This window comes from Microbacterium sp. MYb66 (assembly GCF_002979435.1).
GTDB lineage: Bacteria > Actinomycetota > Actinomycetes > Actinomycetales > Microbacteriaceae > Microbacterium.
On sequence record NZ_PCOV01000001.1, the window covers coordinates 165403 to 179345 of the forward strand.

Consider the following 13943-nt stretch of genomic DNA (forward strand, 5'->3'; position numbering starts at 1 on the left):
AAGCAGATAGGATGACCGAGTCCCCTTCTTGAACCACGAGGAGAATCCCGCATGCCCTCACCGACCGATGTCCGAATCGTCGATTCGGCAGATGTGTCCCCTGAGGCGAAGATCGGAGCGGGAAGTTCGATCTGGCACCTGGCGCAGGTGCGCGAAGACGCGCAGCTCGGTGTGAACTGCATCGTCGGTCGCGGCGCATACATCGGCACCGGTGTCGTCATGGGCGACAACTGCAAGGTGCAGAACTACGCCCTGGTCTACGAGCCCGCGAAGCTCGGGGACGGCGTGTTCATCGGACCCGCCGTCGTCCTCACCAACGACACGTACCCCCGCGCGATCAACGCCGACGGCTCGATCAAGAGCGCGCACGACTGGGAGCCGGTCGGCGTGACGATCGAACGCGGCGCCGCGATCGGCGCCCGTGCGACCTGCGTCGCCCCCGTGACGATCGGGGCCTGGGCCACCGTCGCGGCCGGAGCGGTCGTCGTCAAGGACGTCCCCGCATACGCCCTGGTGGCGGGCGTGCCGGCCCGACGCATCGGCTGGGTCGGAGAGTCGGGCGTGCCGCTGGTCGCCGGCGAAGACGTGAAGACCTGGGTGTGCCCCTCCACGGGTGCTCACTACATCGAGACTGACGGAACACTGACCAAGGAGACCGTGTGAGCGAGTTCATTCCCCCCGCCAAGCCGATCATCGGCGACGAAGAGCGCGAAGCCGTCGACCGGGTGCTGCGCAGCGGCATGGTCGCACAGGGACCGGAGGTCGCGGCCTTCGAGCAGGAGTTCTCCGCGCACTTCGTGCCCGGGCGTCCCTCGGTCGCCGTGAACTCCGGGACGGCCGGCCTCCACCTCGGTCTGCTCGCCGCCGGCGTCGGCGCGGGCGACGAGGTCATCGTGCCGTCGTTCACCTTCGCCGCCACCGGCAACTCGGTGGCGCTCACCGGCGCGACGCCGGTGTTCGTCGACATCGAGCCCGAGACGTTCTCGCTCGACCCGGAGGCGGTCGCCGCGGCGATCACACCGAACACCAAGGGAATCCTCCCGGTGCACCTCTACGGGCACCCGGCGCGCATGCGCGAGCTCGAGGCCCTGGCGGCCGAGCGTGGCGTCGCACTGTATGAAGATGCCGCGCAGGCGCATGGCGCCTCGCTCGACGGACGTCCGGTCGGCTCCTTCGGCGAGTTCGCGATGTTCAGCCTGTACCCGACCAAGAACATGACCAGCGGCGAAGGCGGCATGGTCACGACGGCCACCGATGAGATCGCGCGCCAGGTCAAGCTGCTGCGCAACCAGGGCATGGAGCGTCAGTACGAGAACGAGGTCATCGGCTTCAACGCCCGCATGACCGACCTGCACGCCGCCATCGGCCGCGTGCAGCTGACCAAGGTCGACGCCTGGACGAAGACCCGGCAGCAGAACGCGGCGTTCCTCGACGTGAACCTGCAGGGCGTCGTGGTCCCCGTGGTCGCAGACGGCGCGGTGCACGTCTACCACCAGTACACGATCCGCGTTCCCGAGGACCGCGACGGGTTCGTGGCCGCGCTCAAGAGCGAGCACAACGTCGGCGCCGGGGTCTACTACCCGATCCCGAACCACCGTCTGCCTTCGCTCACGCACTTCGCACCCGGTCTCGACCTTCCCGAGACCGAGCGTGCCGCTCGCGAGGTCGCCTCGCTCCCGGTGCACCCGTCGCTGAGCCAGGACGACCTGGAGCGCATCGTCGCCGCCGTGAACACCGTCGCAGGAGCCGGCGCCTGATGGGCAACCTGCGGGCAGGCCTGCTCGGCGTGGGCATGATGGGACGCAACCATGCCCGGGTGCTCCGCGACGTCGAGGGCATCGATCTGGTCGCGATCGCCGACCCCGGCGGCGACCCGCACAATGTCGCCGGCGAGCTCTCGATCCTGCCGGACATCGAGTCGCTGATCGCGGCCGGGATCGACATCGCGGTCGTCGCGGTTCCGACCGCCTTCCACGAGAGCGCCGCGCTCAAGCTGGCCGACGCCGGTGTGCACACGCTCGTCGAGAAGCCGATCGCGCACTCCGTCGAGGCCGGTCGCCGGATGACCGACGCCTTCGCCGCGAAGGGTCTCGTCGGTGCCGTGGGCCACGTCGAGCGCTTCAACCCGGCTCTGCAGGAGATGCGTCGTCGGCTCGAGGCCGGTGAACTCGGCGACGTCTACCAGATCGCGACGCGCCGGCAGAGCACCTTCCCGGCTCGCATCGCCGACGTCGGGGTGTCGAAGGATCTCGCCTCGCACGACATCGACCTCACCAGCTGGGTGGCGCAGAGCGAGTACCGGACGGTGTTCGCGCAGACCGCGCACAAGAGCGGCCGCGACTTCGAGGACATGATCACGGTCACCGGACGCCTCGCGAACGGCGTGATCGTGAACCACCTCGTGAACTGGCTCTCGCCGATGAAGGAGCGCATCACGGTCGTCACCGGCGATCGCGGCACGTTCATCGCCGACACCGCCACGGGCGACCTCACCTTCTACGCCAACGGCACCATCCCGCTCGAGTGGGAGTCGATGCTGGCTTTCCGCGGCGTGTCCGAGGGCGACATCACGCGGTACTCCTTCGCCAAGCGCGAGCCGCTGAAGGTGGAGCACGAGGCTTTCCGCGATGCCGTCCTCGGCAAGCCGAACCACGTGGTCACCATGGAGCAGGGCCTGCGCACACTCGAGGTCGTCGAAGCTGCGCTGGCATCCGCCGGCAGCGGCGAATCAGTAGCACTCTGAACGCGAGAACATGAAACGCATCTGGCCGGTCCTCAAGGATCTCCTCCCGCTGCTGCCTCACGGCGCGCAGCGATACTTCGTCGGCTACATGATCGCGACGACCCTCATCACCGCGCTCGACGTGGTGGCGATGTCATTGCTCGCGGTCATCATCGGGCCGGCACTGACGGGAGGCAACTTCAGTATCCCGCTGATCGGCGAGGTGACCCCGGAGATGACGCCGGTGTTCGCGCTCGGCGCCTGTGCGCTGATCATCCTGAAGTCGGTGCTCTCGATCACGCTGCACTGGTTCGCCACTCGCCGCTTTGCGCGGTACGAGCTGGAGATCGGCGACCGCATGTTCAAGGCGTACATCAACTCCAGCTGGGAGGAGCGGTCCAAGCGGACCGTGGCCGAGATCACCCGTATCGCCGACGGCGGCATCGCGAACACGATGTCCGGCTTCCTGTTGCCGCTGATGCGTGTTCCGAGCTCGATCTTCACCTTCGCCCTGATCATCGTGGTGCTGCTCGTCGTCGATCCGATCACCGCACTCATCGCCCTGATCTACCTCACGCTGGTCGCGTTCATCGTGCACCAGGTCGTGACCAAGCGTGCCCTCGAGGCCGCCACGGTCAACCGCAACTACAGCTACCGCGTGGCGATCCTGATGACCGAGATGATGGAGGCGCTGAAGGAGCTCAGCCTGCGCAACCGCCTCGCCGACGTCGCTCAGCTCGTCACCGACAGCAGACACCACTCGGTCCGGGCACGGGCCAACTCGTCGTTCCTCGGGGTCATCCCGGCCTTCGCCTTCGAGTCGGCGCTCATCGGCGGCGTCGTGATCATCGGCGCCGTGGCGTTCTGGCAGGGCGGCCTGACCGCCGCGCTGTCGTCCGTGGCGCTGTTCGCCGCGACCGGCTTCCGACTGATCCCGGCGATCACCGGCATCCAGGGCGGCATCGTCCAGGGCATCGCCAGCATCCCCTCGGCGAACGACGTCATCGGCGACCTCACGGCGGCCGAGAAGGACATGAAGGTCTCGCAGACTCCCGCCGACACGGCGCAGCTGGCCGAGAACCCTCGCCGTCTGACGCTCTCCGACGTGCACTTCCGGTACCCGGGAGCCGACGAAGAGGTCATCCGCGGTCTCTCGCTCGACATCCCGCTCGGCAGCTCCCTCGGCATCGTCGGTCCGTCAGGCGCCGGCAAGTCGACGCTGATCGACCTCCTGCTCGGACTGAGCCAGGCGACCACCGGCGACATCACGATCGACGGCAACCCGCTGACGAGCGTCCTGCGTCAGTGGCGCGGACGCGTGGGCTACGTGCCGCAGCGCGTCGCCCTGTTCGACGCCTCGATCGCGCAGAACGTCGCGCTGACCTGGACCGACGAGATCGACCGCGATCGCGTCGAATACGCGCTGGAGCGCGCACAGCTCAGCTCGCTGGTCGCGTCCCGGGCGATGGGCATCGATGAGCGCATCGGAGAGCGGGGGGTCTCGCTCTCCGGAGGCCAGCAGCAGCGTCTGGGCATCGCACGGGCGCTCTACACCGACCCGCTCGTGTTGGTCCTCGACGAGGCCACGAGCTCGCTCGACACCAAGACCGAAGACGAGGTCACCAAGGCCATCCGCTCGCTCCAGGGCGAGGTCACGCTGATCTCGGTGGCCCACCGTCTCTCGACGATCAAGGATTACGACCGGGTCTGCTACATGGACGACGGCGTGATCGCGGCGCAGGGGACGTTCCTCGAGGTCGCATCCACGCTTCCCGCCTTCGCGGAGCAGGTCGTCCTCGCCGGACTCGCCGGAGAGCTCGACCGCAAGGTCTGAGCCCCTCGGGCTCCTTCGTCGGCCGTGGCCGACCGGATCAGGTGATCCGGTCGGTGCGGTTGGCCGCGAAGAACAGTCGTGCCATGCCCTGTCGGTGCAGGGAGAGCCACGGGTTGGGCGTCAGCAATGCGCCGAACGAACGCTGATTCCAGCGATCGTTGGCGAGCACCTTGATCCGTTCGACGTCGGGTGCGGAGGAGAACGCCTCCGCGATGATCCGGTGGTCGACGCGGGACAGGAGCCGGAGCGCGCGCGGTGCCAGCTTCTCGAGTCGGCCGAGGGTCTCGCGGAGCTCGGCCTGGTGGGTCACGAGATCTTCCGTGCTCGTTGCACGTACACCGATCGCGCTGAGGAACTGGATGCGCAGGAGCTTCACGACCACGGCGGTCCGCGCACGGCTGCGCAGCCCGCGGAACCAGGCCGCATCCTCGAGGCCGGCGAGGAACGCGAAGTCCTCGTGCACGGGGCGCGGGGTGAAGGTCACCCGATCCTTCTCGTCTTCGTGCCCGACGTAGGCGGGGCCGTCGATGTCGACGGCGAGGTCCCGGCCGCGGAACCAGAGCTCGGCCGTGAGCGCGATGTCCTCGCCGGACGAGAGCCCTTCGGCGAAGCGCAGGTGCCCGAATCGGTTGCGATCGATCAGGCCCAGCGGGGCGCTCCGGTAGGCGAGACGGTCCTTTGCAGCATCGAGGCGACGGGAACGGCGGCCACCACGCAGCGGAGGCAGCGGGTTGTTGTGCCGCCCCACGATCGCGATCTTCGGGATGACCGCGCTGGCGCCCGTCTCCTTCTGCACCCGGAGCCAGGAGTCGAGGGCGCCCGGGGCGAACTCGTCGTCGGAGCCGAGGAGCGCGATGAACGGAGCGGTCGAGTTCGCGAAACCCGCGTTCATCGGTCCGGCAGGGGAGCGGATACCGTCCTGCAGCTCGAGCAGGATGACGCGGTCGTCGCCGGCGAGGTCGCCGAGGTTGTCACGGATGACCGCGGGGTCGATGTTGTGCGCGACCACGATGACGCGCACGGGGGCGGTGGTGCCGTCGAGCACCGACGCGACGGCGCGCCGCACGGGCCGCGTGGCGGAGTGGACCGCGATGGTGACGTCGACCAGCGGAGCGAGCGCGCTCACAGCTGACCGACCCTCTGCGATCGCGCACCGGCGAACAGCGTGCGCAGCGGTGCCTGGCGGTGGAGGGCCATGAAGGGGTTGCGGGTGAGCTGGGCGCCGATGGAGAGATAGATCCAACGGCGCCCGAGGAGCGCGCGCGTGCGCTCGGGGTCGGGGGAGCCGGTCCGCAGCTCGTCGATGACTCGTCGATCGGCCTGCGAGAGGACGGACAGCACACCGGGTGCCCAGCCGCAGACCCGGTCCAGCATCCCCAGGAGGTCTTCGCTCACCGTGGCGATACCGGGGGTGTCCAGGCGGGCGGCGACCGCGTCGAAGAAGTGGATGCGGATCAGCTTGACGGCGAGGGCGCGACGATCGGCTGTCGACGCCGTGGCGAACCAGGTCGCCTCCTCCATCGTGCGCAGGAACTCGAAGTCCGCCGCGACGCTGCGCGGCGCCGAGGTGACCCGGTCATCCGCGTCGTCGTGTCCGACGTAGGGCGGCCCGAAGAGGTCGTACGCGATGTTGTCGGCGGTGATCCAGAGCGCGGCGGAGTAGGAGAGGTCCTCGCCGGAGGCCAGGCCCTCCGCGAACCGCAGATCTCCGAAGCGAGACCGGTCGATGAGGCCGAGCGGCGCGCTGCGGTAGTGCAGGCGATCGCGATCGGCGCTGAGCCGGGTGGTGCGTCGTCCGCGGCGGACGGGCGGGTAAGGGTCGGGGCCGCCGGTCACGAGTCTGATCCGACCGATCACCACCTGGGCTCCGGTGCGCTCCTGCAGTGCGAGCCAGGAGTCGATCGTGCCGGGAGCGAACTCGTCGTCGGAGCCGAGGAGGGTGTGGAACCTGGCCGTGGCCTCGGCCATCCCCAGGTTCATCGGACCGGCGGGCGACGGGATGCCGTCGCGGAGCGAGAGCAGACGCACGGCAGGGTGATCGGCGTACTCACCCAGGTTGGTCCGGATGATCTCCGGATCGATGTTGTGCGCGACCACGTTCACGCGGACCGGCGCCGCGGTGCCGTTCACGACGGAGGCGACGGCGCGCGCGATCGGGCGGGTGGCTGAGTGGACGGCGATCGTGACATCGACAAGTGGAGATTCCATACCGGATCGATGCTACCGCGGCGCGTAGGTCGGTCCCTACGGCAGCATGTCGCGGAGCGTGCGATACGGCGCCTGCCGATGCAGCGACAGGAACGGGTTCGCGGTCAGGCGACCGTCCGGACCGCCGCCCCAGCGAGCCGTGAGGTGTGTGCGGATCCGATCGGCGGAGGGAGCGCTGCTGCCGAGCTCGGCGAGGACCTTCCGGTCCGCGCGTGCGAGGAGGGCTGTGGCACCGGGGGACATGCGCTCGATCCTGGCGGCGACGGCGAGGAGTTCGGCGCTGTGGGCCTGGATGCCGCCGGGGGCGTCGAGGCGCGCGGCGACCGCATCCATGAAGTGCACGCGCAGGTTTTTGACGCCGAATGCTCGCCTCAAGGCGGTGCTCGCCGCCGCGTACCAGGGCCGAGCGGCGACGACCTCGAGGAAGGCGAAGTCCTCGGCCAGCGGCCGGACCGTCCTGGTCACGCGATCCGACGCATCGTCGTGGCCGAAGTAGGCCGGTCCGTCGCGGTCGTACGCGATCCGGGAGCCCGTGAACCAGAGCTCCGCGGTGAACTCGAGGTCTTCGCCGGAGGCGAGGCCCGGCGTGAATCGGAGATGGGGGAAGCGGGAGCGATCGATCAGCCCCAGGGGCATGCAGCGGTACGAGAGCCGGTCCTTGACCGGATCGAGGTCCCGTGTGCGCCCGCGACGCGTGGGCGGCGTGGGCTCGAGCCGCTCCTCGACGCGGACCCGTGGGATCACCGTCGATGCTCCCGTCTGCACCGCGACGGCGTGCCAGGAGTCGATGGCGCCGGGATCGAGCTCGTCGTCCGAGCCGAGCACGGAGAAGTACGGTGCCTCCGCGGCGTCGATGCCGCGGTTCATCGGGCCGGCCGGGGACGGGATCCCGTCGTGGAGCGCCAGCACCCGGACTCCGGGATGCTCGGCGAGGTCGGCGAGGTTCGCCGTGATCGCGTCGGCGTCGGTGTTGTGGGCGACGACCGTGACACGGACGGCGACGGTGTTCGCCAGGACGGATCGCACCGCGCGGTGGATGGGACGACTGGGCGTGTGCACGGGGATGACCACGTCCACGTCGGGCAACGGCATGTCGTCGATCCTATCGGGCGCTCCCGGGACAGCATGTCGGCGGCGGGTATCCTTGCTCCAGCCGGCCTCTCCCGGACGAAGCGTTCCACCCGATCAGAAAGCAACTCCCGCGTGCACGCCGAATCGACTCTCGCCCAGCGGACCGGGCGCCTCGACTCGCTGACCGGTCTGCGGTGGTGGGCCGCCTTCGCGGTGTTCCTGTACCACATGAACAACTTCGCGCCTCTCCCGGCCCCGACGCAGACGGTGCTGCTCAACGGGTACCTCGGAGTGACGTTCTTCTTCGTGCTCTCCGGTTTCGTCCTCACCTGGTCAGCGCGCCCGAGCGTCCCGATCTCGACGTTCTATTGGCGGCGCTTCGCGCGCATCTGGCCGGCGCACATGGTGGCGCTCCTGATCGCCATACCCGTCTTCTACACGCTGCTCCCGATTCCCGAGGGGAGCTTCCTCAAGCCGTTCGATCTGGCGATCCTCCTGCTGTCGGTGCCCATCATCCAGGCATGGTGGTCCAACCCGATGATCCTGTTCTCGGGGAACCCGGCGGCGTGGACCCTGACCTGCGAGGCGTTCTTCTACGCGCTGCATCCCTGGATCTCGCGCGTGCTCGTGCCGATGGCGAAGCGCGGGGCGCTGCTTCTCGCGGCGGGCATCGTCCTGTATGCCTTCGTGTTCCGGGTGGCGTCGCTGCTGTGGCCCGACGCCGGTCTCGGCGTCGTCCCTGTTCCGGTGCAACGGCTTCCGGAGTTCGTCCTGGGGATGGCTCTGGCGTGGGCCATGCGCTCCGGCTGGCGTCCGCGCATCCACCCCCTCGTCGGGGTGGCGGCACTGGGCGCCGTGGTGGCTCTCCGGGTCGTCGCCCAGCGCTTCTTCGCCGAGGCGCCCGCAGGCGTTCTCATCGACGGGATCTCCAACGAGCTGTTCACGGTCGCCTGCGGAATCGCGATCGTGGCTCTCGCCAGTCATGCGCTGCGTGGGGGAAGGCTGTGGTTCGCGTCGAGCTGGCAGGTCCGGCTGGGCGAGTGGTCGTTCGCGTTCTATCTCGTCCACGCCACATTCATCTATCTGGCGCTGCGGATCTTCGGGTATCAGCCGGCATCGTGGACGAACCTGCTCTGGTTCGCCGTCCTCTTCGTCGTCGATCTGATCGTCGCGTGGGCTCTGCACGCCTACGTCGAGCGCTTCATGGAGAAGCGGATGCGACGGTGGAAGGACGACCGCGACAAGGAGCGGGCGCAGATGCGGGTCGCGTCAGTCTGACGCGCGGATCCAGGCGTTCAGCAGTACTTCGGCGCTGCGCGTACCCGAGTGCACGGCCTCGACGAAGCGCGGACCCGCGGCGGCGGATGCGCGAGCGGATTCCGGGTCGTCGAGAAGTCCCGCGATGACCTCACGCAGCGTGTCCGGGTCGGCTTCGACGATGGGGAGCGGCATCCCGATCTCGGCGGCGATGCGGTCGCGGATGTCGGGGAGTACATGCCCGACGACCACCCGTCCCGCAGCCATCGCCTCACAGGCAGCCACTCCATAGGAGCCGAGGCGGAACTGATCCAGCACGATGTCGGCCCCCGCGAGGATACCCGGCATCCGGTCGGAGCTCACACCGGTGACCAGCTCGTAATCGACGGCTCCGCTGTCGATCATCGGAGCGAGCGCCGGCTCGATGAGATGGCTGCCCTTCTGCACGGGCGAGCTGGAGGAGTGGATGATCCGCACCCGGTCCTCCGCCATCACCGGGCGGTCGGTGTGGAATCGGTCGGCGTCGATCACGACAGGGCACCAGATGCCCCACGGGAGGTCGTCGAGGAGGTCGGGCGTCGAGACGAAGGTCGGGCGACGCAGCCGGGTGAGCAGCTCGAGGTTCGCGTCGGCATCCTCCTGCAGCACCGCGGTGCGAGGATCCTCAGGATACGGCGACCATGGCGTGCGACGGGCGTGCTCCCGGGGATTGCGGATGTCGGTGCCGTGAGAGAGGAACGCCACCGACACGCCGGCCTCCTCCAGCGCGGCCACCTCCGCGCTCACCTCTCGCCCGAAGAGGCGACCGAACAGGGGGCGCTCGGCTTCGATGAGCACATGGGAGAAGCGCCGCACCGCGTCCCACTCCGATTGCTGCCACTCGGGCGACGATGTGGACGCGACGGGCACGGCCGTGTCGGCGGGGAACGAGAATCCGATGGGCAGCACGATCTCCATGTTGCGTGCGCGGAGGTCGGGCTCGGCCGCCTCGAGGGCGCGAGCCCATCGGTACCCCTGGCCCGAGTAGTTCGTGGGGCCGATGAAGACGCGGAGGGGAGAATCGGGGACATCCGTGACGGGTGCTTCGCCGCCACCCAGCGCGCGATGAGCGAGGCGGCCGATCAGACCGTCGGGGTCGCGAGCCGCCGAGTCGAGAGCTCGATTCACCCATCCGGGAAGGCGTGTGCGGTGCCGGATGACCCAGCCGGCGAGCGCGTTGATGTGGCGGCGCATGTCAGGCCCGCTCCGCCGCATCGCCGCCCGACGTCTCGATGACGTCGACTACTCGGGCGGCGACGGCCGCGAGGGAGTGGCCGGCCGCGGTCCATTCGGCGACCCGGCGGCGCTCCGGGGTGGTGAGCGGGTCCGCCGCCAGCGTCGCCATCGCGGCGGCGACGGACACGGCATCGTATGTGCTGACGATCCCGCCGCGGACCTCCTCGTTCGCGCCTTCCAGGAATGCGGCCGTGGGGCCGCTCTCCGGTCCGACGAAGATCACGGGGCAGCCTGCCGCCATCGACGAGTACGCCTTGGTGGCGAACGCGTATTCGTATCCGGTGTCGGGGAGCTGGGTGGCCAGTGTCGCCACCGCCCGGTGGAGGTGGGGGACGAGCTCGGTGCTCGGCATGGTCTCGAGGAACTCGACGGTGGTGTCGACACCCAGCTCCTGCGCCCGTCGCTCGAGGGCATCCCGCTCGCTGCCGTTGCCGATGAACCGCAGGACGTAGCCGGGATTCGTCCGGCTGAACTCCGCGAACCCGTCCACGATGATCTCCGCGCCATGCCAGTGCGAGAACGTCCCTGCATACAGGAAGACGCGCTCGGTCGGCACGTCCTCCTCCGCCGGAGGGAGGAACGCGGAGGTGTCGGCGCCGAAACCCGTCACGACGACCGGTCGGGCGATGCCGAGGGCGGCGATGCGGTCCAGGACACCCTGCGAGACGGTGACGATGGCACGCGCTCCGCGCATCGCGAAGCGCTCCGTCGTCTGCAGCACACGGAGCACGAGCCGTGACGAGGTCACCTGCTCCGCGGCATCCGACCAGACGTCCGCGGCGTCGTAGACGTACGGGATGCGGCGCAGTGCGCACACCACGCGGACGACGAATCCGGTCGTGGGCGGCGGCTCCATGAACACCACGTCCGGCCGACGGAGGAACAGCAGTCGGAAGAACAGCGGCACGTCGAAGCTGAGGTACGGGAGGTAGCCCCGCACATACCCGCTGCGGTCGCGCAGGACCGGAGCCATCCGCACGTCTTCGGCAGGTTTTCCCACGTCGAGGCCGTGCGGTGGGCGCACCGTGAGAACGGTGACCTGGTGCCCGCGGGCCACGGCGTCGTCGGCGACAGCGCCGAGGAAGGAGGACGCGGCGGACGGTTCGGGACGGTAGATACGAGAGACGATCGCTATGCGCATGCTCATACCGCGAGGAAGTGCTTCATCAACTGGTCGCGCGAGAAATCGCCGTTGTGCAGACGAGCCACGAAGTCCCTCCCGGTGCGCGCCATCGCACGGTACTCCTCGCGCCGCGCGACGATGTCGCGGAGCACCTGCTCGAGGGTGCCGGGCGTCGTGTCCGGGATCGGCAGGGGCATGCCGGCGTGGGCCTCGACCTCGCGGCGGACCTGATCGGTGACGTGGGCGAGGACGACCCGCCCCGAGGTCATGCTCTCGCAGGCGGCGACTCCGTAGTCGCCGATCCGGAACTGATCGAGGACCACGTCAGCCGACGCCATCACCGCAGGCATCTCGTGGTTCGGGACGCGGTCGAGCTGGATGAACTCGATGAGGCCCTCGTCGTGGAGCCGCTGGGCGGTCGGCACGATCAGGGGCGTCCCCTTGACGTGCGGATTCGTGGGACCGTGGATGACGCGGATGCGGTCGCGCTCGAGCAGGGGCTCGTCGTTGATCCACTGCTGCTGATCGATCACGACACCGAGGAAGTGCGCCTGAGGCAGATCGACGAGCAGCCCCGCGGTCGAGACGAACGTCGGCACGTCGAGATCGGCGATCGCCTGCAGGTTCGCGGCCACGGCCTTCTCGGCGAGCTCGGCGGGGATCCAGTCGTCGCTGTCGGTGAAGGGCGACCACGGCGTCGACTCGAGATGCGTCGACGGCAGCCGTACTTCGTTCCCGTGGCCGACGATGCCGACGCGCACGCCGCGCTCCTGCAGCAGCGCGGTCTGGCGCCGCAGATCGCCGGAGAACATCCCTCCGAGGATCGGGAAGCACGCTTCGATCAGCACGTGCGTGTAGTTCTCGGTGATCGCGTCGAGCATCGCACCCTGCCACGCGCGCGAGTGCTCGGCGGTACGCCAGCTGACGGTGTAGTCCGCGGGGTACTGCAGGAGGTTGTTGCCCGCATGCACGTAGTTGACGGCGGAGACGACGCCGCTGGTCTCGGCGGCCCGCGACCACCGGTATCCCTGACCGGCGTAGTTCACGGGGCCGACGAGCATACGAGTGGGGCGGCTGAGGTCGGGGACCGGGGGAGGGGGCGGTGTCACGCCCTGCACCCGGTCGACCGTCGAGGCGATCGCATCCTGGACAGGTTTGGGGACGAGTTTCCAGACGGCTTCAACGCGCGGGTGCATCGGCTTCTTCCTGTTCCGTTCCTGGCCGAGGGAGCATCAGCCACGCCTCGTCGAGGACCTCGGCGGACCGTCGACCGTCGTGGACGGCGCGGACGAAAGCATCGCCCGGCGAGCGGAGGTCTTCGAGGTCTTCCCGAGCGGCGAGCTCTCGGAGGACGTGTTCGATCGTATCGGGCGTGGCCTCGACGATCGGCGGGTTCATCCCCGTCGCGCTCCTGACGGCGTCCCGGACCCGATCGCTGAGGTGTCCGACGACGATGCACCCTGAGGCGAGCGCCTCGCAGGCGGCGACGCCGTAGGAGCCGATCCTGAGCTGATCGATCAGCACATCCGCCGTCGCGAACCGCTCCGGCATCTGCGACGTCGGCACGCCCTGGATGATGTCCAGTTCGATGACGCCCTCCGCCTCCAGGCGTTCCAGCGTGCTCCGGATCAGGTGCGTGCCCTTGATGACCGACACCGACGGTGCGTGGGCGACGCGCAGTCGACGGCCGGGACCGCGGGCGCTGCGGGGACGCTCCCACCTTCCGATGTCGACGGCGACCGGGCACCAGACCGCGGTCGGCAGGTCCTCGAGAAGGTCGGGGGTGGACACGAAGACGGGGCGTCCGCTGCGCTCCAGGAAGGCGATGTTCCGGGCTGCGAGGACCTCGTCGCGCGCCGCGTAGATCTCCGGGTCCGCGTAGTGGGACCACGGGTTGTCGCGCTGATGGCGTGAGGGCAGACGAACATCTGTGCCGTGCGCGAGGAAGGCGACATCGACACCGCCCCGCTCGAGCGCTTCCACCTGGGCGGCGACGGAACGTCCGAACAGGCGGCCGAACGGGGGCTCCTCGGCTTCGACAAGGACGTGCGTCGCGGTCAGGGCCGCCTGGAGCTGCGCCCGTTGCCAGGCGGTGTCGTTGTGATAGGTCGGCACCGGAACGATGAGGTCGGCGGGGTAGTCGAAGCCGCCGGGGACCTCGACGGCCATGTTGCGAGCCGAGATTCGGGGTGAGAGGTGCTCGAGTGCCCGAGCCCAGGCGAAGGCCTGGCCGGAGTAGTTGACCGGTGCGATCAGTACCCGGGTGGGACGCTCGTCGAAGACGCTCACGCCCACGGAGCCGGGGACGGGTCTGCCGTAACGACGAGCCGCGAGCCGACCGATCGGACTCATCGGGGAGTCGGCGATCCCGTCGATCACGGCGTTCACCCACCGAGGGATTCTGTTCCGGTTCACGTCGTGCGTGCATTCTCCAGAGGACAGGAAATCATCTC

At 69.0% G+C, this 13943-nt stretch carries 12 protein-coding genes; 5 read left to right on the forward strand and 7 right to left on the reverse strand.

Annotated features, from left to right (window positions below):
* Window positions 1–51: 51 nt before the first annotated feature.
* The 4 genes from CQ045_RS00770 to CQ045_RS00785 are packed head-to-tail and all read left to right on the forward strand — an operon-like array spanning window position 52 to window position 4556.
* Window positions 52–663, forward strand: coding sequence for an acyltransferase (locus CQ045_RS00770; protein ID WP_105720798.1), 612 nt, complete (start codon window positions 52–54; stop codon window positions 661–663).
* Window positions 660–1757 carry a DegT/DnrJ/EryC1/StrS aminotransferase family protein gene (locus tag CQ045_RS00775; RefSeq protein ID WP_105720799.1) on the forward strand — a complete coding sequence of 366 codons (1098 nt, stop codon included), beginning with the start codon at window positions 660–662 and terminating at the stop codon, window positions 1755–1757. Before CQ045_RS00770 ends, CQ045_RS00775 begins: the two co-directional genes overlap by 4 nt.
* Window positions 1757–2743, forward strand: coding sequence for a Gfo/Idh/MocA family protein (locus CQ045_RS00780; RefSeq protein ID WP_105720800.1), 987 nt, complete (start codon window positions 1757–1759; stop codon window positions 2741–2743). Before CQ045_RS00775 ends, CQ045_RS00780 begins: the two co-directional genes overlap by 1 nt.
* Window positions 2744–2753: 10 nt before the next feature.
* On the forward strand, window positions 2754–4556 hold the full coding sequence (locus CQ045_RS00785) for an ABC transporter ATP-binding protein (RefSeq protein WP_105720801.1): 1803 nt from the start codon (window positions 2754–2756) through the stop codon (window positions 4554–4556).
* A 37-nt stretch (window positions 4557–4593) separates the two neighbouring features.
* Here CQ045_RS00785 and CQ045_RS00790 read toward each other — a convergent pair whose 3' ends face one another.
* Genes CQ045_RS00790 through CQ045_RS00800 form a run of 3 tightly spaced genes read right to left on the reverse strand, consistent with a single transcriptional unit; the run spans window position 4594 to window position 7856 of the window.
* A complete protein-coding gene (locus tag CQ045_RS00790; protein WP_105720802.1) occupies window positions 4594–5682 on the reverse strand; it encodes a glycosyltransferase in 1089 nt (362 codons plus the stop codon).
* Window positions 5679–6764 (reverse strand): glycosyltransferase, encoded by a 1086-nt coding sequence (locus CQ045_RS00795; RefSeq protein WP_105720803.1) that lies wholly within the window; start codon window positions 6762–6764, stop codon window positions 5679–5681. The genes CQ045_RS00790 and CQ045_RS00795 overlap by 4 nt, the downstream gene beginning before the upstream one ends.
* Window positions 6765–6800: 36 nt before the next feature.
* Entirely contained in the window at window positions 6801–7856 is a 1056-nt protein-coding gene (locus CQ045_RS00800; RefSeq protein WP_105720804.1) for a glycosyltransferase family A protein, read from the reverse strand.
* A 111-nt stretch (window positions 7857–7967) separates the two neighbouring features.
* Between CQ045_RS00800 and CQ045_RS00805 the strand changes: the two genes are divergently transcribed.
* Window positions 7968–9113, forward strand: a complete 1146-nt coding sequence (locus tag CQ045_RS00805) for an acyltransferase (RefSeq protein ID WP_258130842.1) — start codon at window positions 7968–7970, stop codon at window positions 9111–9113.
* Here CQ045_RS00805 and CQ045_RS00810 read toward each other — a convergent pair.
* From CQ045_RS00810 to CQ045_RS00825, 4 genes are read right to left on the reverse strand one after another with little or no spacing between them, the layout of a single operon-like run.
* A complete protein-coding gene (locus tag CQ045_RS00810) occupies window positions 9105–10325 on the reverse strand; it encodes a glycosyltransferase (RefSeq protein WP_105720806.1) in 1221 nt (406 codons plus the stop codon). The genes CQ045_RS00805 and CQ045_RS00810 overlap by 9 nt on opposite strands.
* 1 nt (window position 10326) lies before the next feature.
* Window positions 10327–11514 (reverse strand): glycosyltransferase, encoded by a 1188-nt coding sequence (locus CQ045_RS00815; protein ID WP_105720807.1) that lies wholly within the window; start codon window positions 11512–11514, stop codon window positions 10327–10329.
* Window positions 11511–12686 carry a glycosyltransferase gene (locus CQ045_RS00820; protein WP_105720808.1) on the reverse strand — a complete coding sequence of 392 codons (1176 nt, stop codon included), beginning with the start codon at window positions 12684–12686 and terminating at the stop codon, window positions 11511–11513. The genes CQ045_RS00815 and CQ045_RS00820 overlap by 4 nt, the downstream gene beginning before the upstream one ends.
* The gene (locus CQ045_RS00825) at window positions 12670–13905 is read right to left on the reverse strand and encodes a hypothetical protein (RefSeq protein ID WP_219844381.1); all 1236 of its coding nucleotides are present in this window, start codon (window positions 13903–13905) and stop codon (window positions 12670–12672) included. The genes CQ045_RS00820 and CQ045_RS00825 overlap by 17 nt, the downstream gene beginning before the upstream one ends.
* Window positions 13906–13943 lie beyond the last annotated feature (38 nt).

What these genes read in the sequence shown, in the direction of transcription:
- CQ045_RS00815 (WP_105720807.1), bottom strand. Translation starts at nt 11,514, where the DNA reads ATGAGCATGCGCATAGCGATCGTCTCTCGTATCTACCGTCCCGAACCG.
- CQ045_RS00770 (WP_105720798.1), top strand. Translation starts at nt 52, where the DNA reads ATGCCCTCACCGACCGATGTCCGAATCGTCGATTCGGCAGATGTGTCC.
- CQ045_RS00795 (WP_105720803.1), bottom strand. Translation starts at nt 6,764, where the DNA reads ATGGAATCTCCACTTGTCGATGTCACGATCGCCGTCCACTCAGCCACC.
- CQ045_RS00785 (WP_105720801.1), top strand. Translation starts at nt 2,754, where the DNA reads ATGAAACGCATCTGGCCGGTCCTCAAGGATCTCCTCCCGCTGCTGCCT.
- CQ045_RS00810 (WP_105720806.1), bottom strand. Translation starts at nt 10,325, where the DNA reads ATGCGCCGCCACATCAACGCGCTCGCCGGCTGGGTCATCCGGCACCGC.
- CQ045_RS00780 (WP_105720800.1), top strand. Translation starts at nt 1,757, where the DNA reads ATGGGCAACCTGCGGGCAGGCCTGCTCGGCGTGGGCATGATGGGACGC.
- CQ045_RS00800 (WP_105720804.1), bottom strand. Translation starts at nt 7,856, where the DNA reads ATGCCGTTGCCCGACGTGGACGTGGTCATCCCCGTGCACACGCCCAGT.
- CQ045_RS00820 (WP_105720808.1), bottom strand. Translation starts at nt 12,686, where the DNA reads ATGCACCCGCGCGTTGAAGCCGTCTGGAAACTCGTCCCCAAACCTGTC.